Raw genomic sequence first — 22,717 nt, 5'->3', positions numbered from 1 at the left:
GGGGCCCCCCAACCCCCCCCCGGGCCCGGCCGGGCGGGTAAACCCCACCGGGTGGGGCCCGCGAGCCGCCGAGGACGACTGACCCCGGGGGGGGGGGGGGGGGGGCCCGGGCCCCCCCCCCCCCCCCCCCCCACGCCGATGCGTCAGATGACGTGCAGCACCCACGCGTGGTTGGCGAGGTCCTCGTCCTTCTTGAACCGTTTCATAAACGCCTTGACCATCTTCATGATTACTCCATTCCAGCATTCCAGAATTGCGGGTTCGATCACGTGGCGCCGCAGTACCAGCCGGCCTGCGGCGACCCGAGCCATGCTGGCTGTCTCCGCTCACGTTCGGCTCACGTTTCGCTAACGCCTGCAAGCCGCGTAGTACGTGAGTGGCGGCCCGCCCCCCCGGCTCGTCGATTTCCGTGCCCCAGACCGCACACGACGGCGTTGCTGCTTTTCGTTCCGTTCGCGTACGGGCCTGGAGGACGCTGCGGCGTCGTTCAGGCGTCTGCGCAGGTGCGCGGCCGATTCCGGGATCGCCCAGCAGCACCACCCATCCCTGCTCCGGATCGGAGATCACCGGCAGGAAGCTCGACCGGCGGCCGGTCGCGGTAGGCCTAGCCCACCAGCCTCGCCCCGGCGACCCGCAGCTCGGGTTCCTCGATCCGCGGCGAACAACGGACGGGGATGCGCCGATCGGTGCGTGATCGCGGTGGGATGCGCGACGGATGGCGGGCGATCCACCGGGTGACGGCCGTGAGGATGGTCGTCATGGATCCCGAGCTCGAAGTATTCATCCCGTTTCTTCCGCAACTCGACATGAACGACCCGGTCACCTCGCGCAAGAATTTCTCCGAGCGTGCCGCCGCGGCGCCGCCGCCGGACACCTCGAACATGGAGGTCGAGGACCGCACGGTGTCCGCCGACCCGGACGTGGCGGTGCGGGTCTACCGCCCTCACCAGGCGCAAGGCGCCATCGTCTGGCTGCACGGCGGCGGCGGAGTCTTCGGTGACCTGGACACCGAGCATCCCTGGGCCGCCCGGATCGCGGGTCTCTCCGGGGCGGCGGTGATCTCGGTGGGCTACCGCCTGGCGCCCGAACACCGGTTCCCGGCCGCCCTCGACGACGCCTATGCCGTACTGACCTGGACGGCCGAGCACGCGGACGAACTCGGCATCGACCCGGCGCGGATCGCGGTCGGAGGACACAGCGCCGGCGCGAACATCGCGGCCGCGGCGGCTCTGCGGGCGCGCGACGAGCAGGGACCGGCGATCCACTTCCAACTGCTCAACCAGCCGGGACTGGACGACCGGCAGGAGACGTGGTCGGCACGGAACTTCACCGACACGCCCTGGTTCAACCGCGACAAGCTCGCCGCAGCGTGGCGGCACTACCTGGGCTCGCAGCCCGCCACACCGTACGCCGCCCCGGCTCGGGCCGCAGATCTCTCCGGCCTGCCACCGGCCTACATCGCTACCGCCGAGTTCTGCCCGAACCGTGACGAGGGCATCGCATACGCGCTGCGCCTGATGCAGGCGGGCGTGTCGGTCGAGCTGCACCAGTGGCCCGGCACCTTCCACGGCTCGCAGGCGCTCCTGTCCGCCGAGGTCTCACAGCGGCAGAACGCCGAACTCGGCGCAGCCCTGCGCCGTGCTCTGGCCAACTGAGCCGTGGATGCCGAAAAGGCGCGGGGAGAGTCCCCGTTGCACTCATTGACCATGAAAGGACGGATGTCTTGAAGATCCGACTGGCGATATGTGGAAGCGCGGCCGCGCTGAGCGTCTGTGCGGGCACGGTGGCGGCAGCTGCCGCGCCCGACGCGACCAGGGCCGCGCCGGCCGCCGGCACGAGCCCGGCGACCGGCCTCGATCCCGTAAAGCTCAAGGCCGCAATGGACGGTGTCCACCGCGCCGGCGTGCCGGGGGTGTACGCCGAGGTACGCGATGCCGGCCGGACATGGCGCGGCGCCTCCGGGGTCGCCGATGTCACGACCGGCCGTCCCGTCACGCCCGACATGCGCCAGCGCATCGGCAGCGTCACCAAGACCTTCACCGCCGCCGCAGTCATGCAGCAGGTCGAGCAGGGCCGCATACAGCTCGATGCACCGATCGGCGGCTACCTGCCGCAGCTGGTGCCGGGGGAGCGCGGCAAAAAGATCACGGTGCGCATGCTGCTCAACAACACCAGCGGCCTCCCCGACTACATCCGCTATGCGTTCCCTTCTCTGCAGGACATGTCGCCCAAGAGCCTGGACGACAACCGGTTCAGGCAGTTCCGCCCGGCCGAGCTGATCGAGATGGGGGTCAATGCGCCTCCCGCAGGCGAGCCCGGAGCCACTCCGGGGGTGTACTCCAACACCAATTACCTCCTCCTCGGCCAACTCCTCGAGCAGGTGACCGGTACACCGGCCGAGGAGTACATCACCCGGAACGTCATCAAGCGCGCTGGGCTCCGGCACACCGAGTTCCCGGCCGGGCCGCGTATCGAGGGACCGCACTCGCGGATGTACGAGGCTCTGTGGGGCCTGAACGACCCACCGCGCGACTACAGCGTCTACAACATGTCCTGGACGGGGACGGGGGCCGCTCTCGTATCGACCATGGAGGATCTCAACCGTTTCTACGGCAAGCTGCTCGACGGCGAGATCGTCAACCAGTCGTCGCTGGCGCAGATGCAGCGCACGGTCCCGGTCGTCGCCCTGGACGGATCGATGATCGAATACGGCCTCGGTCTCCACAAGGTCGACATCCAGGGTTGCGGCACCTTCTGGGGCCACGACGGCACGGTGTGGGGGGCCGGAACCATCTCCCTGACCCGGGCCGACGGCAAGCGCCGGATGTCCGTCGCGGTCAACCTTCAGAGGTGGAACAAGCCGGACTCCTCGGGGAAGCCGCAGCGCCACCCCATTGACGACGCGCTGAAGACGCTGTACCGGCAAGCGATGTGCGGTGACGCAAACACCCAGGCCAAGAATGCCTCATAGGCCCCGGCATTCGTCCCGCAGCCGGATTTCAGCCTGGTTGCCGCACGCTCGCTGACCAGGGGCGCTGGATGAACGGCGGCAAGGCCGCCACGCCCTGCGCCGCGCGCCGACCGAGTGAGGCAGCAGCGGGTCGACCAGGCCGGCCACCCATGCCACAACCCGTCAGGTGAAAGACCACCGCAGGAAGGAAATCTCGGCATGACTGTCACCCCGATCGATCTCTTCGCGTCCTTTATCCGCCTTCACCAAGGCGGCCAGGTGCACGCAGAGCAGCAAGTGTTCGACCCCGAGTGGGACGGCTGGCAGCTGATGGCCTTCCACGTGGAGACCGACGCCGACGTCCACGCCGACCACTGGGAAGTCCACCCTGACGCGGATGAACTCGTCTCCTGCCTCACCGGCGGAATACGCCTCTACCTCCGCCCGGAACAGCCGGAAGAAGAAGAGGAGGAGATCAAGCTGGCGGCCGGAAATGCGGTCATCGTGCCGCGCGGACGGTGGCACCGCATCGAACTGGACACGCCTGGCGACATCGTGTCCATCACCCTGCCACGTGGCAGCCGCCTGGAGGAGCGGACCGAAGCGTCTGCTGAGTCAGACGTCAACCGCAGACTAACCGCTGGGTGGGGTGTGACCGAGATACGCACCAAAGGGGCAACGGGACGATCAAGAACCTGACCAAGCCTCTGGAATGGCTGGACGAGCTCGGCGACACCGACGTGTGGATGGACGGAGTCGCCGCGGGGAAGGTCACCGACTTCGCTGGGGAGGCGGACGCGTCGGACGCCTCGGAGCTGCGGGACTTCGTCCCCGTCAAGCGCATCGCGCTGGTCGCGGCCTTGACGCACAAGGCGAGGATGCGGGTGCGGGACGACCTGGCGACGATGTTCTGCAAGCGCGTAGCGATGAAGATCAAGAAGGCCAAGGAGGAGCTGGAGGAGATCCGGCTCGCGGAGCGGGAGATCGTCGAGGCCCTGATCGGGACCTACCGCACGGTGCTCAAGAACATCGACGAGGGCGGCCCGGCCCAGGAGGCGCTCGCGAAGGCCGCGGCCGTGACCGCCGAGGTCCGCCAGACCCTGGAGGGTCTGGACGAGGAGGCGTCGGTTGACGAGGTCGCGGCGCGGCTGGAGGGCAGGGTCTCCCCGGTGGTCCTCGCCCTGGTGAAGGCCCAGGTGGTGCAGGCCGGCGGGTTCGGCGCGGTCACCCGCGCGGTGCCGCCTCGGCGGCGGACGCCGGGTACCCGGAGAACGATGGCTTGGTGATCGATCCGGAGACGGGCATCCCGTCGCTGAAGGCGTTCCGGGCTGACGGTCGGCGGCCCTCGGCGAAGCGGCTGGAGCAGGAGATCAAGGCGAGGATGCCGGAGTGTTCCCTGATGGGGATCGTGGCCCGGACCGCGTACTGGGTGGAGTGGTGGCGCCGTTTCGGCCCGCCGTCCGGCAACGAGCCCAAGCTCACCGACCCCTTGGGCCGCTACGTGATCGTCACGTTCGTCAAGGGCACCAACATGGGTCTGTACGAGGCCGTCCGGCACATCCCCGGCGTGAGCGGGCACGAGCTGTCGTACATCGCCAACAAGCACTTCTCGATCGTGCTGCTGAACGAGGCGGTCGCCGACCTGGTGAACGCGCACGCCCGCCTGGACATCTCGCAGGCGTGGGGCGACGGAACCGCGGTGGCGGCGGACGGCATCCACATGGACACGTATCTCGACAACCTGCTCTCCGAGACGAGCGTGTGGTACGGCAAGCCGGGCGGGGTCGCCTACCACCACGTCTCGGACACCTACATCGCGCTGTTCACGCACTTCATCCCGTGCGGGGGTGGGAGGCCGTCTACATCATCGAGATCGTCCGCCAGCTGCTGGAAGAGGGATGGGAGATCGACCCGGAAGACCTGGCGCACATCTCGCCGTACCTGACCGACCGCATCAACCGGTTCGGCGAGCACAGCGCCCACGAACTCGGCATCCAGCCCGAGGCGTACGACCCGAGACTCGACGTCGGCTTCACCCCGCTGCGCGAGCAGGACCTGACCGCCGCCGGTCTCGGCCAGGCTGCCTGAGCCGTGAGGGAATTAGCTGGTGACGCCCTTCACGGGAGCGGGCCGGTATACGCCAGAATCCTGCTGCTTCAGTGAAGATCCGACTGGACCTCGGTCAGTCGAGGCCTTCGACGATGCGGAAGTCGCGCTCGACGCCGTCGGAGAGGGCGACCAGTGCCTCCTGGTAGGCCGCACTCTCGCGCGCCGCGACGGCCTGCTCGAAGCTGTCGAACTCGACCAGGACGGTGCGCTCGGCGATTCCGGCGTCATACGCCACGACCCGACCGCCACAGACGAAGGTGCGGCCGCCCCCGGGCTCGACGGCCAGACGGGCCAGCTTGTTGTAAGCAGCCAGCTTCTCAGGGTCGGAAATGGTGCGGTAGACGCTGACCCAGTAGCCCTTGGGCATGGAACCTCCAGTGTTGGGATGAGTGCATCTGACTTACGGGTTGGTCTCGGACGAGCGTCGGCGGGCGAGAGCGAGGCTTGTCAGCGTCGTGATCGCCATGGCGCCGATGCCGACCAGCGCCGCGGTGGTGTAGGCGCTGTCGTCGGGGAAGAGGTGGCCGGGGCCGGTGCCCGCGGCGAGGATCAGGCCGCCGATGGCGCTGCCCAGGGAGTACCCGACGCTGCGGACGACGTAGTTGAAGCTCATGGCGCTCGACGTCTCGCTCTTGGGGGTGACGGCCAGGATGACGCCGGGCATCGCGGCCGAGAAGCCGCCGACGCCGAAGCCGAGCACGCCCATCGCCGCGAACAGTTCGGCCAGGTCCGACCGGGCCGCCGCGAAGAGGGCGAACCCGCCGCCGACCACGACGGCGCTGCCGGCCAGGAGCAGGGGGTCGGCGATCCGCGTCCGGACCCGCGGCGTGAGTTTGCCGGCGACGAACCCCAGCACCGAGAACGGGATGAGGACCAGCCCGGCGACGAAGGTCGTCAGCCCGAAGCCGTAGCCGGCGCCGTGCGGCGTCTGCGCGTACCGGGTGATGAGCGTGAGCAGGAGGTACATGCCGATCCCGCCGACGAACATGGCGAGGTTCGCCCCGGCGACCGCCGGGTGCCGCACCGCCCGCACATCGACCAGGGGCGTCGTGCTGCGCAGCTCGATGACGGCCCAGACGCAGAGCAGCACCACCGCGACGACGGCGAGGCCCGCCGCCACGGCGAGGTGCCGGCTCCACAGATTCCGTTCGCCGGCGAGGAACAGCACCAGGAGCAGCGCAGCGGCCAGGACGACCGCGCCTGCCACGTCCACGTGGGCGGAGCGGCCTTCGGGGGCTTCGGGCATGGAGCGCCACGCGGTCAGGAGGGCGGCGGCGGTGAGGACCAGGCCGAGGCCGTAGGCGGCCCGTACCCCGCCGAGCTCGGCGAGCAGTGCGGCCAGCGGGTAGCCGACGCCGGCCCCGATGATCGAGACCACCGAGATCAGGGCGATCACGCCCGCGCTGCGCTCCTCGGGGAGGTGGTCCCGGGCCACGCCCATCATCAGCGCCGTCAGCCCGAGCCCGACGCCCTGGGCCGCCCTGCCGGCCAGCAGCCACGCGAACGGCAGTGGCAGCACGGTGAGCGCGCTGCCGGCGACGACGACCGCCAGCGTGGCGAGGATCGTGGCCCGCCGGTGCCGGCCGGCTCCGAGCCGGCCCAGGACCGGCGTGGCGACGGCGCCGCTGAGCAGCGCGACGGTCAGCGTCCACTGCGCGCTGCCGAGCGAGACGTGGAACGAGGTCGCCACGCTGGTGATGAGCGGCGTCCCGAGGCTGGCGACCGCCGCCACGACCAGAGCGATGAACATCAGGGCGGGGACCAGCAGCCGCGCCTCGGGACGCGTCACCGGGAACGCCTTCACCGCGACCCCGCCGACCGGCTGCCCGGTCACTGCTTCGGCCCTTCGCGGTCCTGGCTTTCGAGCTCTGCCAGATGCTTCAGCGCCGGAAGGGCCGCCACCAGCGCCTCGACCTCGTCGCCGGTGAGCTCGCCGATCAACCGCTCGAAAGCGTGGACGCCCGCCTGGCGCCGCGTCCGGACATAGGAGGCGCCGGCCTCGGTCAGGCACACCAGCGTGACCCGCTTGTCGGACGCGTCGCCCCGCCGCTCGACCAGGCCGGACTCCTCCATCACCCGGACCAGGGCGGTCATCGCGGGCTGGGTGACGCCCTCGACCGCGGCCAGATCGGTGATGCGCCGCGGGCCGGTCCGGTCCAGGGTGGCCAGGGTGGCGGCGGACGTCAGGCTCATGTCCCGGGGCAGGCGTCTCACGGCCCTGGTGGCCAGGCCGTAGAGGGCTGCCCCGATGGCGGCGGACGCGCCAGGAGCGGTGTCGTGACAACTCATGCTCGAAGCATAGCATTTTTATATTCATAGTCTATGGAAATGCTCGACTGGCGCGGGCGGCGCGCCCCTTGAGCAGGCCGGCCCGCCGGATCCGCGTCCTCAAGGTTCCCGACAGAGTCCGACCCGGAAGACCTGGCGCACATCTCGCCGTACCTGACCGACCGCATCAACCGGTTCGGCGAGTACAGCACCCACGAACTCGGCATCCAGCCCGAGGTGTACGACCCGAAACTCGACGTCGGCTTCCCGCTGCGCGAGCAGGACCTGACCGCCGCCGGTCTCGGCCAGGCTGCCTGAGCCGTGAGGGCACTAGCTGGTGACGCCCTTCACGGGAGCGGGCCGGTATGCCCCAGAATCCTGCTGCGAGGGCCAGCCTTCAACACCGTGGCCCGGGCAGGTGATCCGATAGCGCTGCCGTGGGGGCGGGGTTTGTGACGGTTCTTGTGGGCCCTCGCCGTATTTCAGAGGGATACCCGCGCTGTTCTGCCAGCGGCAGAACAGCGGCCGGACCGGGCTCGATGATCACTACAGTCCAGTCTCATGACGACGATTACGACGCGTACGGTCGAGTATCCGGCCGACGGTTTGACGATGATCGGGCACCTCGCGCTCCCGGCCGGTGTGGACCGCCGGCCCGCGGTGCTGCTCGGACCAGAGGGCATGGGGCTCAGCGACGTCGAGCGCCGCCGGGCCGATGCTCTCGCCGAGCTGGGATATATAGCGCTGGCCTTCGACCTTCATGGCGGGCGCTATTTGGGCGACCCCGAGGAGATGCTGGCCCGTTGCCTGCCGCTGCTCGCTGATCCCGACCGGATGCGGGGCATCGGCCATGCGGCGCTCGACGTGTTGCGCACCGAACCGCGGACCGACCCCGACCGGATAGCCGCCGTCGGCTACGGCACCGGGGGCGCCATCGCGCTGGAACTCGGGCGCGGCGGCGTCAGCCTGCGCGCGATCGGGACAGTCAACGCAACTACCACGGGCCGACCGGGCGAGGCGGCGCGCATTCGCTGCCCGGTGTGGGCCGGGGTCGGGTCGGAAGACCCGATCATGCCGCCCGCGCAACGGAACGCGTTCACCGCTGAGATGCAGGCCGCGGGCGTCGACTGGCGCCTCACGGTCTACGGCGGCGCCTTGCACGCCTTCCACCACCCGCCGGTCGGCCACCCCACGGTCCCCGGCGTCGGCTACCACCCACGGCACGCGCGACGAGCCTGGCGCGACGTCGTCGACCTGCTCGCCGAGTGCCTGCCCATCACGGAGGATCTGGGGCATGACCCAGGCAAGCATGCTGGCCCCGGGCACTGACAGTCCACTCCCCTCAAGTCCGCACAGCAGAAACGCATTCGGGCGGTTACTCGATCGCGGAGACGTATCACAACTACCGCAGTAAATACCGGATTTACTGCGAACCCAGCGGCCCGACGCCTTGCAGGGGCATCAGCTCCCAGTCCAATCGCGCCGGCCCCTTCACGGCACGACGAAGCGCTGCTGCCGCCATCCCTCCACCCGGCCTGTCCGCCACCGAACCGCGGCGGGTGCCGACGCTCAGCATCACCCTGGCATCACATCAAGCTCGAGATCGTTCACGGAACTCCGGACAGAGCCAATTCAGAGGTCCTCGTCACCCACAGTGGATTCGAGGGGGGATGGCGAAAACCTGCCAATGGGCCTATCGGCGTTCTCATCCCGTGCGCGAGGAGCCAGACTCCGGCCATGAGACGACTCGTCAGAGCGTTCGCCGCAGCGACCCTGCTCTTCGGGGCGCTACAGGCGACTCCCGCAGCCGTGGCCGACGGAGGAAACGTACCGAGTGCCGCCTTGGCGGTCGGGGCCGGAGCTCCAGCAGCCCGTACCCTGCCCGCAGCCGGTCCGGCGAAGGTGACCGGACAGGACCCGACCATCGCCGCAGCGGTCGCTGCCCTGAAGGGCGCCGCCAACCCCGGCCCCAATCTGCGCATGGGCCGGTTGTACATGCACACGCCGCAGCTCCAGGCGTGCACCGCTGCCCTGGTGCCGAGCCCGGGGCACAACCTGGTGGTGACGGCAGCCCACTGCCTGCACCCGGGACTCGGGGGGAAGTACTACACAGGATTCAGCTTCATCCCGGGGTACCGGAAGGGGCAGGCGCCTCCGTTCGGGGTGTTCGAAGGCAGACAGCCCCTGGTCAACCAGGGCTACGTGGCGAAAGAGAAGGGCGACGGTGAGTTCGACTTCGGGTTCCTTGTCCTGAAGCCGAACGCGCTCGGGCAGCAGGCCGGCGACGTAGCCGGCGAGAACACCATCGCCTTCGGGGAGCCCGTCGTGGCGTCCCGGACGGTCTGGGCCTATCTGCTCAACGACACGCCCGCCGAGTGTTTCGGGCAGACCCAGGCGTATCTCTTCCCCTTCGACAGCAGGATACGAATCGACTGCAGATTCGAACCCTCATCCAGTGGCGGCCCCTGGCTCGCCGATTACGACGCCATCACCCAGAAGGGCACCGTCAACGGCGTCATCAGCGGCCCGGTCCCCGGCCACGAGACCGAAGCCGCCGTACTCTCGCCATATTTCGGCATCTACGCTCAGTATCTCTACCAGCAGGCTCTGGCCGAGTCATAGGCGGCAGGTGAGCACCACTGACGGGCGGCCGCCTGCGGTCCGACCACACCACACTTCGTACTGCCTCGCCGGAGGCGGTTGGCCCGCTGGTCGTCTGGTTCGACGCTCTCAGCAGGACGGCCGGGAACGGCTCGGCAGTCTCCACACGCTGCTGAGCCACCACCGCGGGCCGGAAGTCAGCCGCAACCATCTGTGTCACATCGTTGGGCAGGCCTGCGAGTGCCCGTACGCGGTTCGCTCATCTGGACCCCTCATCGGCAGGGCATTCGCCAGCGGCTTGGGCACCAGCGAAGGTAGGAGCGTGAGCGAGGCTGATGCCGGAGCCAGCCTGGGTCATGCCCGCCACCATCACCTGTCTGACGCCATGAAGGACCCACGGGTCCCCAAGCGCGGACAACTGAGTGCGCCTCCAGAGCTCGGGAGGTACCGGAAGTCGGCGCAGCTGCCGCCCCGCCACTGAACCTGGACATCGTCGAGGCATGGTGCCCCTAAAGACGACGAGCTGGTGCAGGTTAGACACCGGTTTTCCTCTCGGATGACCTCTTGCCGACAACGGATAGCCGCCGCCCGATTCGGATAAGGCAGAACGCCGACGCGCCCTACGGTTTCGAAGAAATCGGCGCTCTGGAGGCGTACATGGACAGCTATCGCGGTGCGCGGACGGCCGTGATCGTGGGGGCAGGCGTGGCTGGTCTGACAGCGGCCACTGCCCTGGCACGCGACGGATGGCAGGTTGAGATCGCCGAGATCGGCCCTCCGGAGGCGCCTTCCGGATGGGGGTTGTGCCTGACCGGTCCTTCGCTGCGCGCGCTGGACGAGCTGGGGCTTTCGGACGCATGTCTGGCCGAGGGCTACGGCATGAGCACGATCACGCACGTGGACGTGAACGGCGAGCGCGCGGGCGAGGTCGAGTTGCCGCGCCTGATCGGTGCGCGGCAGCCGGCGATGGCCGGTATCGCGCGCCCCGTACTGCACCGCATCCTGCACGCGGAAGCCGAGCGGCGCGGCGTAGCGGTACGCCACGGAGTGACCGTTGCCGCGGTGGATCAGAAGGGGGAGCTGGTCCGCGTGCGGTTGTCGGACGGGGCGGTCCGCAGGGTCGCGCTGCTGGTGGGCGCGGACGGGATCCGCTCGTCGGCACGTGGCCTGCTGGGGCTCAAGGCCTCGCTCGACTTTCACGGGCAGATGGTCTGGCGGGCTCTGGTGCCCCGCCCGCCATGGGCCACCGGGATCCATCAGTTCGCCGGGAAGGCCCACACGGCCGGCCTCGTACCCCTCTCGGACAGGCAGGCGTACGTGTTCCTGACGGAGAACGGAGTGGAACAGAGCGCCCTGCCCGATGCCGGACTCGCCCCACGCCTGCGGCAACTGCTGGAGACCTTCCCGGGCCGGGTGGAGGAGATCCGCTCCCTGGTATCCGAGTCGGAATCGGTGGTGCGCCGCCCGGTGCTGACGGCGCTCCTCGAGGGCGCCTGGAACCGCGGCAACGGCGTGATCATCGGTGACGCCGCGCATGCGCCCGCACCACAGATGGCCAGTGGCGCTGCCCTGGCCGTCGAGGACGGGCTCGTACTGGCCCAGGAACTCGGGCGGCACGAGTCCGTCGGCGCGGGGCTCCGAGCGTTCGTCAGCCGGCGCACGCAGCGGTGCCGAACGCTCGTCGAGACCTCGGTGGCGGTCGTCGGCCTGGAGCAGGTGCAGCGCCACCACGAGGCGTATCCGCTGGTCGATTCCTGCCACCGGCTCATGGCCGAGCCCGCGTAACCATCCGGCGCGAAGGGCGGCCCCGACCTGCCGTTCGCGCGACGGACAAGGAGAGACAGATGACCGCTACAAGTTCCCGACCCCGAACGCCGACCCGAACCCTGCCCGAGGCGCAGCAGTGGCTGCGCGAGCACCTGGAGCAGCGTAAGAACCCTTTCAACGCCATCGATCACGACGCCGCCGCGCGGCACATCGAAGCGCTTCCCGGCACCGATCCCCAGTCCTGGGCCGGGCACTGGCTGGCGGGGGCGGAAGACTTCGCGAGCCAGGCGCGCCGGGCCGAGGAGAGCGGCGACCGCGAGGAAGCCCTGGAGAACTGGTGGCAGGCGTACCAGTTCGCGTTCCTGGGCCGCTATCCCTCTCCGCTGCACCCGGCGAAGCTCCACGCATACGACCGGGCTGTGGAGTACTTCGGCCGGGTGTCCGCGCTGGAGCGTGTGCCTGTCCAGCACGTGGCGGCGCCCTTCGTGGCTGCGCGAGCGGAAGGACCTGGACGCGGACCGGGTGGCGGCACTGGGGCTCTCGTTCGGCGGCTACTGGGCGATGAAACTCGCCCACACCCACCGCGAACAGTTGGCCGCCGCCGTCAACTGGGGAGGAGGCGTCCACCTGACCTTCCAGCCCGAATGGCAGGAGCGCAGCCGCGACGCCTCGTCCTACCTGATGGACCTGATGCCGGCCAGGGCCCGCATCTTCGGCGGCAGCACCTTCGAGGACTACGTCGACCGCTGCTCCGAGCTGTCCCTGCTCGACCAGGGCGTCCTGGCCATACCGTGCTGCCCGCTGCTCCTGGTCAACGGCAAGGACGACCAGCAGAACGCTTCGGCCGACCTCTGCCTGGCCCTCGAGCACGGGAGCCCCAAGACGGCCCGGATGTTCCCCGGCGGCCACATGGGCGAGGGGCCCGTGCTGCCCACTGTCCTCGACTGGCTGACCGAACGACTGAGCTGACCAGCACGGCTGCGCGGCTGCGCGGCTTAAGGGAGTGCACCATGAGCAACAGCAGTCTGATCACCCACCTGCGGCACATCGATATCGCCATGCCCAACTTCGCCGAGCAGCACCGGTTCTACACCGAGCTGTGGGGGCTGACGGAGACCGCCGGTGACACCGGTGTCTCCTTCCTGGCGGCCGAAGGCTCCCCGGAGCAGTACGTGGTGCGGTTACGCGAGGACGTCCGCAAGCGCACCGACCTCATCGCCTTCGGTGCCGCCGGTGCGGACGACGTCGACACCCTGGCCACACAACTGATCGCTCAGGGCGTGCAGTTGGTTTACGAGCCGAAATCGCTGGACACTCCCGGGGGCGGCTACGCGGTCCGCTTCTTCGACAACGAGGGCCGCGTGGTCGAGGTCTCCGCCGACGTCTCCGCCCGTCGGCACCGCAAGGTCGAGGCCCGCGAATCTGTACCCGTGCGCCTCTCCCATGTGCTGATGAACTCTCCCACCCCCGAGGCCACGGTTGCCTGGTACATCAAGCACCTGGGGTTCCGTCTCTCGGACACGATGCGTCTGGGCGACCGCGGCGAGATGATGTGGTTTCTGCGGTGCAACACCTTTCACCACAGCTTCGGCATCGTGCGCGGGCCGCACGCGGCCTTCCATCACGCCTCCTTCGAGATGCGCGGAATCGATGAGTTCATGCGCGGCACGGGCCGGATGCGGCGCCTGGGCATCGAGCGGCTGTGGGGACCGGGGCGGCACCGGGCTGGCGACAACTCCTTCAGCTACTTCCTCGACCCGGCCGGCAACACCGTCGAGTACACCACCGAGCTGGAGATCCTGGACGAGGACACCTGGCACCCTCACATCTTCGACCTGCGTAAACCGGCCAACGCGGATCAGTGGGGCACGGCCGGGGAGATGAACGAGTTCATCGCCGCCAAGTCCCACAACGACGTCGACCCGGGGCTGTTCAGGGCCCCGCCGATGTGATGTGAGCGGAGAACCCCGTGGAGCGTCTGCGCACCCGGCAGCTCGATGTGTACGCCCGCCACGGAACCCGCCGGCCGTCATGTCCGACGATGGGCCCCTAGGGAGGTGACCCCACCATCGTGCCGACGCCGCTGCGCAACCACCTCATCACCAGATCTCAGAACCCCGCCGACCTGCTCAACGCCGCCACCCGCCTGTTCGGCGGCTCGATCGCCGCATCGCCCCTGGGCGAGCTGTGCGGCGGCGATCACGAACTGCGCGGCGTCACCGCACACGGCTTCGCGGTGGGCTACTTCGTCTCGCCACTCGATGTGCGCGTCGCCTCGGCGGAGGGCCGTAACCGCGGCTCCTACTTCGTCAACATCGGTGTCTCCGGTGCCATCTCGGCATCGTGCGGCGACCTGATGGCGACCCTCGACGAGGCGACGGCGGGAATCGTCAACCCCGGAGACACCCAGGAACTGCGGCCCCTGCGCAGCCGGAAGGCGCGGTTCCTGGGCCTGCGGATCGACGCCGCCCTGGTCGACCAGGCATTCGCCGCGCTGACCGGGCATCCGCCGGTGTCCACCGTGCGCTTCGATTTCGCCCTCGACCTGGCCAAGCCCAAGGGCCGGGCGGTGCGGCTGCTGGTCCATTCCCTCCTCGAACAACTGGACTCGGGAGACCCCCTGTTCCAGCACGCGGAGCTGCAGCGCAGCCAGCTGCGCTGCCTCGTCACCGCCCTGCTCCTGGCCCAGCCGCACTCGCACACCGGCGAGCTGCACGACGGTCGGCAACCCGGCTACCCGCGCTCCTTGCGGGCAGCCCTCGCGTTCATCGAAGCGAACCTCGCCGAGCACATCAGCCTCGGCGGCATCGCCGATGCCGCAGGCTGCAGCCCGCGGACCCTCAGCTCCGCATTCCGCGGCCGGCTCGGCCTTTCGCCCATGTCCTACGTCCGGAACCTGCGGCTCGACCGGATTCGTGAGGACATCCTCGCCACCGGCGACTCCGTCGGCACGATCGCCTACCGGTGGGGCGTCACGCACCTCGGCCGCTTCGCCAGCGCGTACCGCGACCGCTTCGCCGAACTGCCCTCCGACACCGTAGCCCGCAGGTAGCCCGGTGCCCTCCCGCGCCCGCCTGCACATAGGTCAAGTCAGGCGCTGGGCATAGGCTGCATCTCGATTCCGTGCCGCTTGCCGATCTCGATAAGGCGATCAACGTCCGGCGGAGCCTCCGACCTGGGCGGCAGCTCACGTCGTTGGGCCGGTTCGCCTGCCTCGGCGAAGAATTTGTCGACGTCGCCCGGAGTGTAGGTGACCAGGAGCCGTACCGTGCTGGTGGGCTCGAACCGTTCCAATGTGCCCTCAGGGATGTGGAAGAAGGACCCGGGGCCACCTTCGACTGTTTCGTCACCGATGTGGTAGCGCAGCGTCCCCTCGATGACATAGACGCTCTCGGTTCCGGGGTGGGTGTGGGGCGGTGGGCCGCTGCCTTCCGGAATGGTCATCTCCATGACGGTCATCGCACCGTTGGTCTCGTCGCTGGATGCCTTGACCTCGTAGAGGCCGTTCAGCATCCAGAATGCCTTCCCGTCACCGCTGTGTCGCACATGGGCGTTCTTCGCCATGGGCCCGCTCCCTTCTGTGGCCGACCTTCTCAGGTGTTCCCAGCAGCGGGGAGATGGAAGGCGACCATCCGGGTGTGTCTCCCGGAGGTCGCGAGTGCACCATGACTCGTGAGGCCCCAGCGTTGCGGAGCTGGGAAAAGGTTCTCGAACGCGGACTGCGTGTCGGGCCTTGGCCATGAATCCCCTGAGATGGACATGATCAACGTCACTGCAAGTGAGTGAAGTGTTCCGCCATGCCTCCGGAGAAAATGTTGAGAGTAGATCCGGAACGTACGGCGCACTCGGACGGAGCATGATCGAGATCTCCTTCACCGCAGACTCGCTGGCGAAGACCCGCTTCGAGATATCCCCGCTGATGCAGGCGGGAGTGTTGCTCTACCCGGGCCACCCCGCCGCTCCGGAGCCGCGGGAACGGCGGCTGTATCTCCTGGACGCCATGCGCCGCGACGTCGGCACCTATGCGCCGGACTTCCTGACCCCGGCCCTGGGGCCGAAGCCGGCCGGTTTTCCGGACATCGACGCGGCCCTGCACCAGGTCGCCAGTACGCCCGCCCATGTCGTCGCCCGGCAGCTGAGAAGACTTATCGACAGCCGGGGCGGCGAGGACGGCTCGGCGGTGTGCCGGTATCTGGAGCTCGGCGAGCGTGAGTTCGCACAGCGGATCGCCGGTGAAATGGAGGCGTTCTGGAAGCTCGGCATCGGCCCCCGGTGGGCGTCCATCGTGGCGCGGGCGGAGGACGACATCGAGCGCCGGGCGGCCGTCATCGTGCGGCACGGGCTGAGTGCGGTGCTCGGCGCCCTGCATCCGGGGATCGCCTACCGCGACGGTGTGCTGACCCTCGAAAGAGTGCCCGCCGTCGCCGGAACCCCGGCGGTGGGGCCGCTCACCCTCTTTCCCTCACCAGTGGCGACCGGCTGGCTGGTCAACGTCGACCCGTGGGGAGAGCGCGGCCCCTACCTCGTCTACCCGGTACGGCGCCCCGGCCGCGCCCCGGCTTCGCCACCGCCTCCGCCGCCGGCGCTGGCGAATGTCATCGGCCACTCCCGGCTCGCGCTCCTGGCCGACCTCGGCGCGGCCGCCCGTACGACCACCGAGCTTGCGGAACTCCACTGTCTGAGCGCCTCGACGGTCTCCTACCACCTGGGGCAGCTGCACCGGTCCGGCCTGGTGAGCCGGGCCCGGTCCGGCAAGCGCGTGTACTACCGGCGTACGGCCAAGGCGAATCTGCTTCTGGAGCGGCCCTTCAAGGAGCGTAAGTTCGCATAGCCCGTCGCCCTCGTGGTGGGTTCGTACGCCGCGCCGCGCACAGACGGCAGCCGAACGCGACCGGCCCCACGACCGCGCCACCGCTGTGGCCGCAACGTCACGCGGGGGTCGGCTGCGGCACTTCGAGGGCGTCCGCCACGGCTCCCCCTGGTGTCACCTCAAGATCGAGCCAGCTCTTCCAGTCCCTCGTGGCCTACGTTCGGGGCGCTCATGGCCAGCCAGCCGTGGCCGCGAATCTCAGTGTCGGCGTCAACCGGGCTCGGGTGCACGGACAGGTACTCGCACGCCGTCATGGCGTCGGCTGTGCCCTCGTTGGGCTCCGCCTCGTCGAACTCGGGGTCGAAATCCTCGTCGTCGACAGCCAGCGTCTCCCACGGCAGGGGCTCGCCCACCCACTCGGGGCTGCTCTCCCGCGCGTACCGGCGCCGGATGCGACCCGCTTCGGCGACCACCCAGATATCCGCGCCGCCCGCGATGTCCTCGAAGAACATCTGCGCCTGGCCGCACCGGGCACTCAGCCGCTCCACGGTCCCCATCATGTCGTCCCAGCCCCAGCCGATGACACTGTCGAGGTTTCCGAATATCAGACGCCAGCCGTCGATTTCAGGCGTGACGAAGACGGGGTAGGCGTCCGGCCGGGCCGGCAGGTCGGCCACGTCGAGTCCCTCGCGGAAGGTGACCGGAACCCGGTCGTGGAGGTCCAGCGCCGCGAACAAGCCCTCGTAGTGCTCACCCGGTACCACGTACCACCAACTGGTCGGAAGGTAGAACGGCGGCTTCTCGTCCACGCCCTTGAGCGAGGCGCGGCGCGCCAGCAGCTTCCTGTCCCGCTGTCCCAGCCGGTCGGTGAATCCGGCCTCCAACAAGGCACCCAGTCGGTTCTCGCACATGATCGAGAAGCTTACGGTGGACTGTCAGGCGGCGATTCCCAGGCCTTCGCGGGTCCGTGGAGGAGGAACGCCCCACCGTGACCTCGCCGGTTACGGTTCCTCGGGCTCGATGCCGTTGCGCCGGGCCAGCACCCTGGTCCCCGGTCCGGAGGCGGCGCCCGGGCCGGGCAGTGCCGTCACATTGGCGGTGGTCACCGGTTTCGCGCACGCCGAGCAGCACACCTGTGGCGTGAATTCCGCACCACATTCGTGGTGCATCAGGCGCACCGGCGGACCGGCCTCCGGCGTCGCCCATTTGTCGCCCCAGGCCATCAGCGCCATCAGTACCGGCACGAGTTCACGGCCGGCCTCGGTGAGGTGGTACTCGTACCGCAGGGGCCGCTCCTGATACGCCCGGCGCTCCACGATGCCGTCGGTGATCAGCGTCCCGAGTCGGCGGGTGAGCAGGTTGCGGGAGATGCCGAGGTTCTCCGCGATGTCGTCGAACCGGTGCAGGCCGAGGTGTATGTCCCGCACGATCAGCGGCGTCCACCACTCGCCTACGCGTTCCAGGGCCTGCCCGATCGAGCAGTGCATCTCCGCGAAGCTGGTCCGTTGCATGGCTCCAGTGTAGAGGGTTGATTGATTGAACTCATAGGCGTACGTTGCGTTGCAAACAGTGAGAGTTCAATGAAAGGACTGACTGGTGCCGTTCGTGGAGTTGTTCGTCCCCAAGGGCTCGCTCGATCAGGAGCAGCGGGAGAAGATCGGTGGGCAGCTGGTGCTGGAGGTGATGATCGCCGAGGGTGCCCCGGACACCGAGGCGGCCAGGTCCATCTCGTGGCTGGTGGTGAACGAGATCGATGCCTGGTTCGTGGGTGGTCGGCAGCTGCCGGCCGGGGAGAAGCCGAAGTACGTGGTGCGGGTGGGGGTTCCGGCCGGTTCGATGAACGACGACAAACGCCGTGACATCGTGCGGCGCGTCACGCGGGTGCTCGCGGACGCTGACGCGGACCCGGGACGGTTCACGCAGGCCGGCGCCGCGTGGGTGCACATCAACGAGGTTCCTGAGGGCAACTGGGGAGCGCGCGGGGAGATCGTGCGTATTGAGGACATCGAGGCCTTGGTAACCAGCAGCTAGCTTGCACCTCGATCGACAGCCCGCTCCTGTCGGTGCTTGTGGTGGCGGGCTGCGGCGGGCCCTGGCACGCGTCGGCCCTCCCGCGGGGAGGTCGGGAGGGGCGGCGCGGCCCCGCCCATGCGGGGCGCGCGGGCGGGGCCGATGGGGGATCTCTGCCTGGGGGAGGCGGGAGATCACCGCTGCTTCAGCATGGCACTCGTTTCGGCCATGCAACAGAGTCGTGACTGAATTTCGCGGGTGAGGTGGGCGATGCGGGCGAGGCGGGTGCGCGGGTTGGGGTAGCTGAGCCTTCCTGGTGGGTGTGCTGGCTGAGTGACCTCGCTGCCGCCCCGCGCCTCGGACGTTCCGTGACGACGATGACGCTGCTGCGGGGACCGGTCATCGCCTCCGGGCAGTACACCGGTCCCAGGGCATCGGATCAGCTGACTGGATCTTGGAATGCCTCGCGTCGTCCCGCGGCCGCACCATGCCGTGGCCCGGACACACCGCCAGTCGGCTCACCCAGGCCCATCCACGAGAGCCAAAGAATTTCGGACGACGATGTCGAGAACCCGTGGCTGGCTCCGTCCCCGCAGTGAACGCGACCACAATGGGTCGCACCAGCACCGAGGAGAAACACGATGGCCAAGTACTTGCTGCTCAAGCACTACCGCGGCGCCCCGGCTGCGGTCAACGACGTGCCGATGGCCCAGTGGACGCCGGAGGAGATCTCGGCGCACGTTCAGTACATGAACGACTTCGCGGCCCGGCTCGAGGGGACCGGTGAGTTCGTCGACGGTCAGGCCCTCGCCCCCGAGGGGATGTGGGTCCGGTACGACGGCGAGGGTCGCCAGCCGGTCACCGACGGCCCGTTCGCCGAGACCAAGGACCTCATCGCCGGCTGGATGGTGATCGACGTCGACAGCTACGAGCGCGCCATCGAGCTGGCCGGGGAACTGTCTGCCGCCCCCGGGGCAGGCGGGAAGCCGATCCACGAGTGGCTCGAGGTACGCCCCTTCCTGACCGCGCCGCCCACCATCACCGAGTGACCCCTGAGGTGAACGAGGCCCTGCTCCGGAGCCTCACGCCGAGCGTGCTCGCCGTCCTCGTCCGCCGCGGAGCCGACTTCGCGGCGGCCGAGGACGCCGTGCAGGACGCGCTGGTCGAGGCGATCCGCGTCTGGCCGGCCGACCCGCCGCGGGATGCGAAGGGCTGGCTGATCACCGTCGCCTGGCGCAAGTTCCTCGACGCGACCCGCGCGGACGCCGCTCGCCGCCGACGTGAGGACCTTGTCGACGAGGAGCCGCCGCCCGGGCCCGCACCCGCGGTGGACGACACGCTCCAGCTCTACTTCCTGTGCGCCCACCCGTCACTGACACCGTCGTCCGCAGTCGCACTCACGCTGCGCGCCGTCGGCGGGCTGACCACCCGCCAGATCGCCCAGGCCTACCTGGTGCCCGAGGCGACCATGGCGCAGCGCATCAGCCGGGCCAAGCGCACCGTCTCCAACGTGCGGTTCGACCAGCCCGGCGACGTCGCCACCGTGCTGCGCGTCCTCTACCTGGTCTTCAACGAGGGCTACTCCGGCGACGTCGACCTCGCCACCGAGGCCATCCGCCTCACCCGGCAACTCGCGGCCGCGATAGACCACCCCGAGGTGGCGGGGCTGCTCGCCCTGATGCTGCTCCACCACGCCCGGCGCGCCGCCCGAACCGCGCCCGACGGCAGCCTGGTGCCGCTCGCCGAACAGGACCGCGGCCGGTGGGACACCGAGTCGATCGCCGAGGGCATCGAGATCCTGCAGTCGGCCCTCGCCCGCGACCGGCTGGGCGAGTACCAGGCCCAGGCCGCCATCGCGGCACTCCACGCCGACGCACCCACCGCCGGGGAAACCGACTGGGTGCAGATCGTCGAGTGGTACGACGAGCTCGCCCGCCTGACCGACAGCCCGGTCGTCCGGCTCAACCGCGCGGTCGCCGTCGGGGAAGCCGATGGGCCGCGTGCGGGCCTGGCGGCACTCGCGGCGCTGGACGACTCACTGCCCCGCCACACGGCAGTGGCGGCGTACCTCCACGAGCGCGACGGCGACCTGACGACGGCGGCACGGCTGTACGCCGAGGCGGCCCACAAGGCCCTCAACCTCGCCGAACGCGACCACCTGACACGCCAGGCCGCCCGGCTCAACGCCCGCCGGTGTCGTTGACGGAACGGCTCCTCGGACTTGCCCTCACACTTGCTGGCCCTAGCCCTAGCCCTAGCCCTAGCCCTAGCCCTCGTCGTCGACCGCGCCGGGTGCCAGGGCGGGGGAGGGGAAGGCGTGACGTGCCTCGCCGCCGGACCACCACACACCGATGGCGAGGACCGCAGCCGCCTCCAGCAGCGCCGCGCGGGACAGTCCGCCGCACGGCAGGGGGGAGCAGCCCATCGACGTGATCAACTCTGCCGCGACGGCGGCTGCGGCAGGGGTGCCGGCGCAGAAGGGCACCGCCAGGGGCGCGCCCTCGAAGGCGGGCCGCGGCAGGGTCCAGATGCTCTCGTGGCAGATGCCGAAGACCTTGGCGACACCGGCGTCCGGCGCGGCGGCCGCGATGCGTGCGGCGACGGAGTCCGTGCCGCCGGCGATGGTCAGGGAGGGCCCGTCCGGGCCGGGCTCCATGGGAACCGTGCAGTCCAGCACCGTCCGTCCGGCCAGAACAGGCGCGAGCTCCTGCGCCAACCGCGGTGCGCTGTCCGCCGGTACGGCCATCAGGACCGCCTCGCCGTAAGCAGCCGCCTCGGCCAGGCCGCCGTGCCCGGCGGCTTCGATCCTTGCCGCAACCGCCGCTGCGGCCGTCACGTTCCGCCCGCCCACCAGAACCTTGTGCCCGGCCCGTACCCAGGCACCGCCCAGGGCTGTAGCCATCGAGCCTGTGCCGAGAATGCCGATGCGCATGATGCTGTTCCCCTTTGCTCTTGTCCCGTGGGATGTCATGCCCCGGACGTTAGGCGGGCTGATGCACACCGCGCGGTGTGCATCAGCCGGGCAGGATGGGCGCATGGGAGAGCATGAGGAACTGGCGGGGGACGGGTTCGCGGCGGACTGCCGGGCTCGGGTCGCCTTCGAGGTGCTGGCGAACCGATGGGACAGCGTGGTGGTCTTCATCCTCGGCGAGGGCGGCCCGAGGCGCCCGCGCGACCTGCTGGACCGGATCGGTGGGATCAGCCCCAAAGTGCTCAACGACGCGCTGCGGCGGCTGGAGTACAACGGCCTGGTGGAGCGCCGCCGTTACGCCGAGGCGCCCCCGCGCGTCGACTACGCCCTCACCGAGTCCGGCACGGCCCTGCTGGTCCCCATCCGCGCGATGGGCACCTGGGCCGCCCGCTACGCGGACACCGTCCTGGCCTCCCAGGATCGCTTCGGCACCCGCTGACACAGGTGGACAGGCACCCCCTATTGAGTCGCCGGAGGGTGCGGGTGGTGCTCTTCGGCTGTGCAGTCCCCGGCGCCGCGCGCGTGACAGGACACGGCTGAGGGCCGCTCCCCTCCTGCCGAGCCACCGACCGCGCCGACCGCACCGAGCGCGCCGACGCGTGCGATCAGCGGCAGCGGCGGGTGTAGTACTGCCAGGTCAGGGCTGCCAGCAGCGGGCCCCACAGGATGAACAGGCCGCTGGTCACGGCAGCCAGCAGTGCCCACCATCCGTTCGCGAAGTGCGGTGCGGGCATGCCCGCGAGGCCGAATGTGCCGAGGACCCACTCGACGAGCAGGGCGAGCGCACCCAAGGATGCGAGTGCCGCCGGGACGAGCACCACGGCCGGACGGATCGGGCGGCCGCCGATCAGAGGGATCCGGTCCGGCACCACTTCGCCCCAGCCGCGCACCAGGGCGAAGCAGGACAGCGCGGCGAGCTCCGACAGAATGCTGAGCCCGAAGATGTACGGAACGCTCAGCCAGAGGGAGTCCGGGAAGGGCCCGTCGTCCCGCAGCCCCATCGGGAAGTGGAAGGCGAACGGCAGCCGCCACAGGCACACGGGCAGCATCAGCAGCGGGATAGCGCGGGCGACCATCTCGGCCCAGCGGGGCACTGGGCGGGCGGTGGCCCGCATGCCCACGACGGCCTCGGCTCCGGCCCGGCCCTTCGGCCCCGCCCCGGCCTGTGGCTCCGTCTGCGTGTGCGTCTTCGTCTTCGTCTCGCTCATGGAACCAGCTTCCGCATCCTGGC

At 69.6% G+C, this 22,717-nt stretch carries 26 protein-coding genes; 17 read left to right on the top strand and 9 right to left on the bottom strand.

What is annotated here, in order from left to right; translation table 11 throughout:
• Nucleotides 1-143: 143 nt before the first annotated feature.
• On the bottom strand, nucleotides 144-311 hold the full coding sequence (locus tag ACIGXW_RS12865) for a hypothetical protein (RefSeq protein WP_399572654.1): 168 nt from the start codon (nucleotides 309-311) through the stop codon (nucleotides 144-146).
• A 447-nt stretch (nucleotides 312-758) separates the two neighbouring features.
• Between ACIGXW_RS12865 and ACIGXW_RS12860 the strand changes: the two genes are divergently transcribed.
• From ACIGXW_RS12860 to ACIGXW_RS12835, 6 genes are all read left to right on the top strand, one after another.
• Complete coding sequence (locus ACIGXW_RS12860) at nucleotides 759-1,655, top strand: alpha/beta hydrolase (protein ID WP_399572653.1); 897 nt, start codon at nucleotides 759-761, stop codon at nucleotides 1,653-1,655.
• Nucleotides 1,656-1,879: 224 nt separating this feature from the next.
• A complete protein-coding gene (locus tag ACIGXW_RS12855; RefSeq protein WP_399573501.1) occupies nucleotides 1,880-2,971 on the top strand; it encodes a serine hydrolase domain-containing protein in 1,092 nt (363 codons plus the stop codon).
• A 198-nt stretch (nucleotides 2,972-3,169) separates the two neighbouring features.
• The gene (locus ACIGXW_RS12850; protein WP_399572651.1) at nucleotides 3,170-3,649 is read left to right on the top strand and encodes a cupin; all 480 of its coding nucleotides are present in this window, start codon (nucleotides 3,170-3,172) and stop codon (nucleotides 3,647-3,649) included.
• Entirely contained in the window at nucleotides 3,595-4,236 is a 642-nt protein-coding gene (locus ACIGXW_RS12845) for a hypothetical protein (protein ID WP_399572649.1), read from the top strand. The genes ACIGXW_RS12850 and ACIGXW_RS12845 overlap by 55 nt, the downstream gene beginning before the upstream one ends.
• Entirely contained in the window at nucleotides 4,233-4,895 is a 663-nt protein-coding gene (locus ACIGXW_RS12840) for a Tn3 family transposase (RefSeq protein ID WP_399572647.1), read from the top strand. The genes ACIGXW_RS12845 and ACIGXW_RS12840 overlap by 4 nt, the downstream gene beginning before the upstream one ends.
• On the top strand, nucleotides 4,790-5,038 hold the full coding sequence (locus ACIGXW_RS12835; RefSeq protein WP_399572645.1) for a Tn3 family transposase: 249 nt from the start codon (nucleotides 4,790-4,792) through the stop codon (nucleotides 5,036-5,038). The genes ACIGXW_RS12840 and ACIGXW_RS12835 overlap by 106 nt, the downstream gene beginning before the upstream one ends.
• Before the next feature lie 94 nt (nucleotides 5,039-5,132).
• Here ACIGXW_RS12835 and ACIGXW_RS12830 read toward each other — a convergent pair whose 3' ends face one another.
• Genes ACIGXW_RS12830 through ACIGXW_RS12820 form a run of 3 tightly spaced genes read right to left on the bottom strand, consistent with a single transcriptional unit; the run spans nucleotide 5,133 to nucleotide 7,252 of the window.
• Nucleotides 5,133-5,426: a DUF1330 domain-containing protein gene (locus tag ACIGXW_RS12830; RefSeq protein ID WP_399572644.1), complete on the bottom strand. Its 294-nt coding sequence runs from the start codon at nucleotides 5,424-5,426 to the stop codon at nucleotides 5,133-5,135.
• A gap of 33 nt (nucleotides 5,427-5,459) precedes the next feature.
• Entirely contained in the window at nucleotides 5,460-6,893 is a 1,434-nt protein-coding gene (locus ACIGXW_RS12825) for an MFS transporter (protein ID WP_399572642.1), read from the bottom strand.
• On the bottom strand, nucleotides 6,890-7,252 hold the full coding sequence (locus ACIGXW_RS12820; RefSeq protein ID WP_014173936.1) for a MarR family winged helix-turn-helix transcriptional regulator: 363 nt from the start codon (nucleotides 7,250-7,252) through the stop codon (nucleotides 6,890-6,892). The genes ACIGXW_RS12825 and ACIGXW_RS12820 overlap by 4 nt, the downstream gene beginning before the upstream one ends.
• A 636-nt stretch (nucleotides 7,253-7,888) precedes the next feature.
• On the opposite strand from ACIGXW_RS12820, the gene ACIGXW_RS12815 reads away from it, so the two are divergent.
• From ACIGXW_RS12815 to ACIGXW_RS12790, 6 genes are all read left to right on the top strand, one after another.
• The gene (locus tag ACIGXW_RS12815) at nucleotides 7,889-8,656 is read left to right on the top strand and encodes a dienelactone hydrolase family protein (RefSeq protein ID WP_399572640.1); all 768 of its coding nucleotides are present in this window, start codon (nucleotides 7,889-7,891) and stop codon (nucleotides 8,654-8,656) included.
• Nucleotides 8,657-9,064: 408 nt separating this feature from the next.
• Nucleotides 9,065-9,949 (top strand): trypsin-like serine peptidase, encoded by an 885-nt coding sequence (locus ACIGXW_RS12810; protein ID WP_399572638.1) that lies wholly within the window; start codon nucleotides 9,065-9,067, stop codon nucleotides 9,947-9,949.
• Nucleotides 9,950-10,585: 636 nt separating this feature from the next.
• Nucleotides 10,586-11,713 carry an FAD-dependent monooxygenase gene (locus tag ACIGXW_RS12805; RefSeq protein ID WP_399572636.1) on the top strand — a complete coding sequence of 376 codons (1,128 nt, stop codon included), beginning with the start codon at nucleotides 10,586-10,588 and terminating at the stop codon, nucleotides 11,711-11,713.
• Between the two features lie 435 nt (nucleotides 11,714-12,148).
• Complete coding sequence (locus ACIGXW_RS12800) at nucleotides 12,149-12,664, top strand: alpha/beta hydrolase family protein (RefSeq protein ID WP_399572634.1); 516 nt, start codon at nucleotides 12,149-12,151, stop codon at nucleotides 12,662-12,664.
• 41 nt (nucleotides 12,665-12,705) lie between these two features.
• Entirely contained in the window at nucleotides 12,706-13,647 is a 942-nt protein-coding gene (locus tag ACIGXW_RS12795; RefSeq protein ID WP_399572632.1) for a VOC family protein, read from the top strand.
• Between the two features lie 119 nt (nucleotides 13,648-13,766).
• Nucleotides 13,767-14,747: an AraC family transcriptional regulator gene (locus ACIGXW_RS12790; RefSeq protein ID WP_399572630.1), complete on the top strand. Its 981-nt coding sequence runs from the start codon at nucleotides 13,767-13,769 to the stop codon at nucleotides 14,745-14,747.
• Nucleotides 14,748-14,785: 38 nt separating this feature from the next.
• On the opposite strand, the gene ACIGXW_RS12785 is transcribed toward ACIGXW_RS12790, so the two are convergent.
• Entirely contained in the window at nucleotides 14,786-15,259 is a 474-nt protein-coding gene (locus ACIGXW_RS12785) for a cupin domain-containing protein (RefSeq protein WP_399572628.1), read from the bottom strand.
• Between the two features lie 292 nt (nucleotides 15,260-15,551).
• Between ACIGXW_RS12785 and ACIGXW_RS12780 the strand changes: the two genes are divergently transcribed.
• Entirely contained in the window at nucleotides 15,552-16,526 is a 975-nt protein-coding gene (locus tag ACIGXW_RS12780) for an ArsR/SmtB family transcription factor (RefSeq protein WP_399572626.1), read from the top strand.
• Between the two features lie 158 nt (nucleotides 16,527-16,684).
• On the opposite strand, the gene ACIGXW_RS12775 is transcribed toward ACIGXW_RS12780, so the two are convergent.
• Both ACIGXW_RS12775 and ACIGXW_RS12770 read right to left on the bottom strand, forming a co-directional pair.
• A complete protein-coding gene (locus tag ACIGXW_RS12775) occupies nucleotides 16,685-17,416 on the bottom strand; it encodes a hypothetical protein (protein ID WP_399572624.1) in 732 nt (243 codons plus the stop codon).
• Between the two features lie 90 nt (nucleotides 17,417-17,506).
• Nucleotides 17,507-18,016 carry a helix-turn-helix domain-containing protein gene (locus ACIGXW_RS12770; RefSeq protein WP_071967783.1) on the bottom strand — a complete coding sequence of 170 codons (510 nt, stop codon included), beginning with the start codon at nucleotides 18,014-18,016 and terminating at the stop codon, nucleotides 17,507-17,509.
• A gap of 85 nt (nucleotides 18,017-18,101) precedes the next feature.
• Here ACIGXW_RS12770 and ACIGXW_RS12765 point away from each other — a divergent pair, with 85 nt between their 5' ends.
• The 3 genes from ACIGXW_RS12765 to ACIGXW_RS12755 all read left to right on the top strand — a co-directional run bounded on the left by ACIGXW_RS12765 (nucleotide 18,102) and on the right by ACIGXW_RS12755 (nucleotide 20,718).
• Nucleotides 18,102-18,536 carry a tautomerase family protein gene (locus tag ACIGXW_RS12765; protein ID WP_071967784.1) on the top strand — a complete coding sequence of 145 codons (435 nt, stop codon included), beginning with the start codon at nucleotides 18,102-18,104 and terminating at the stop codon, nucleotides 18,534-18,536.
• 620 nt (nucleotides 18,537-19,156) lie between these two features.
• The gene (locus ACIGXW_RS12760; protein WP_399572622.1) at nucleotides 19,157-19,564 is read left to right on the top strand and encodes a YciI family protein; all 408 of its coding nucleotides are present in this window, start codon (nucleotides 19,157-19,159) and stop codon (nucleotides 19,562-19,564) included.
• 8 nt (nucleotides 19,565-19,572) lie between these two features.
• Nucleotides 19,573-20,718 (top strand): RNA polymerase sigma factor, encoded by a 1,146-nt coding sequence (locus ACIGXW_RS12755; protein ID WP_399573500.1) that lies wholly within the window; start codon nucleotides 19,573-19,575, stop codon nucleotides 20,716-20,718.
• Nucleotides 20,719-20,781: 63 nt separating this feature from the next.
• Here ACIGXW_RS12755 and ACIGXW_RS12750 read toward each other — a convergent pair whose 3' ends face one another.
• Nucleotides 20,782-21,447: an NADPH-dependent F420 reductase gene (locus tag ACIGXW_RS12750; protein WP_399572620.1), complete on the bottom strand. Its 666-nt coding sequence runs from the start codon at nucleotides 21,445-21,447 to the stop codon at nucleotides 20,782-20,784.
• A 103-nt stretch (nucleotides 21,448-21,550) separates the two neighbouring features.
• On the opposite strand from ACIGXW_RS12750, the gene ACIGXW_RS12745 reads away from it, so the two are divergent.
• Nucleotides 21,551-21,925, top strand: coding sequence for a winged helix-turn-helix transcriptional regulator (locus ACIGXW_RS12745; protein ID WP_399572618.1), 375 nt, complete (start codon nucleotides 21,551-21,553; stop codon nucleotides 21,923-21,925).
• A gap of 166 nt (nucleotides 21,926-22,091) precedes the next feature.
• Here the strand turns inward: ACIGXW_RS12745 and ACIGXW_RS12740 are convergent, their stop codons facing one another.
• The gene (locus tag ACIGXW_RS12740) at nucleotides 22,092-22,694 is read right to left on the bottom strand and encodes a hypothetical protein (protein WP_399572616.1); all 603 of its coding nucleotides are present in this window, start codon (nucleotides 22,692-22,694) and stop codon (nucleotides 22,092-22,094) included.
• Nucleotides 22,695-22,717 lie beyond the last annotated feature (23 nt).

The organism is Streptomyces sp. NPDC053079 (assembly GCF_044546695.1).
Taxonomy (GTDB): Bacteria; Actinomycetota; Actinomycetes; order Streptomycetales; family Streptomycetaceae; genus Streptomyces.
Note: the sequence above shows the minus strand (reverse complement) of the source record. Positions and strands in the feature narration are given on the sequence as shown.

What these genes read in the sequence shown, in the direction of transcription:
- ACIGXW_RS12865 (WP_399572654.1), bottom strand. Translation starts at nt 311, where the DNA reads ATGGCTCGGGTCGCCGCAGGCCGGCTGGTACTGCGGCGCCACGTGATC.
- ACIGXW_RS12860 (WP_399572653.1), top strand. Translation starts at nt 759, where the DNA reads ATGGATCCCGAGCTCGAAGTATTCATCCCGTTTCTTCCGCAACTCGAC.
- ACIGXW_RS12855 (WP_399573501.1), top strand. Translation starts at nt 1,880, where the DNA reads ATGGACGGTGTCCACCGCGCCGGCGTGCCGGGGGTGTACGCCGAGGTA.
- ACIGXW_RS12850 (WP_399572651.1), top strand. Translation starts at nt 3,170, where the DNA reads ATGACTGTCACCCCGATCGATCTCTTCGCGTCCTTTATCCGCCTTCAC.
- ACIGXW_RS12830 (WP_399572644.1), bottom strand. Translation starts at nt 5,426, where the DNA reads ATGCCCAAGGGCTACTGGGTCAGCGTCTACCGCACCATTTCCGACCCT.
- ACIGXW_RS12820 (WP_014173936.1), bottom strand. Translation starts at nt 7,252, where the DNA reads ATGAGCCTGACGTCCGCCGCCACCCTGGCCACCCTGGACCGGACCGGC.
- ACIGXW_RS12815 (WP_399572640.1), top strand. Translation starts at nt 7,889, where the DNA reads ATGACGACGATTACGACGCGTACGGTCGAGTATCCGGCCGACGGTTTG.
- ACIGXW_RS12810 (WP_399572638.1), top strand. Translation starts at nt 9,065, where the DNA reads ATGAGACGACTCGTCAGAGCGTTCGCCGCAGCGACCCTGCTCTTCGGG.
- ACIGXW_RS12805 (WP_399572636.1), top strand. Translation starts at nt 10,586, where the DNA reads ATGGACAGCTATCGCGGTGCGCGGACGGCCGTGATCGTGGGGGCAGGC.
- ACIGXW_RS12795 (WP_399572632.1), top strand. Translation starts at nt 12,706, where the DNA reads ATGAGCAACAGCAGTCTGATCACCCACCTGCGGCACATCGATATCGCC.
- ACIGXW_RS12785 (WP_399572628.1), bottom strand. Translation starts at nt 15,259, where the DNA reads ATGGCGAAGAACGCCCATGTGCGACACAGCGGTGACGGGAAGGCATTC.
- ACIGXW_RS12780 (WP_399572626.1), top strand. Translation starts at nt 15,552, where the DNA reads ATGATCGAGATCTCCTTCACCGCAGACTCGCTGGCGAAGACCCGCTTC.
- ACIGXW_RS12775 (WP_399572624.1), bottom strand. Translation starts at nt 17,416, where the DNA reads ATGTGCGAGAACCGACTGGGTGCCTTGTTGGAGGCCGGATTCACCGAC.
- ACIGXW_RS12770 (WP_071967783.1), bottom strand. Translation starts at nt 18,016, where the DNA reads ATGCAACGGACCAGCTTCGCGGAGATGCACTGCTCGATCGGGCAGGCC.
- ACIGXW_RS12760 (WP_399572622.1), top strand. Translation starts at nt 19,157, where the DNA reads ATGGCCAAGTACTTGCTGCTCAAGCACTACCGCGGCGCCCCGGCTGCG.
- ACIGXW_RS12750 (WP_399572620.1), bottom strand. Translation starts at nt 21,447, where the DNA reads ATGCGCATCGGCATTCTCGGCACAGGCTCGATGGCTACAGCCCTGGGC.
- ACIGXW_RS12745 (WP_399572618.1), top strand. Translation starts at nt 21,551, where the DNA reads ATGGGAGAGCATGAGGAACTGGCGGGGGACGGGTTCGCGGCGGACTGC.
- ACIGXW_RS12740 (WP_399572616.1), bottom strand. Translation starts at nt 22,694, where the DNA reads ATGAGCGAGACGAAGACGAAGACGCACACGCAGACGGAGCCACAGGCC.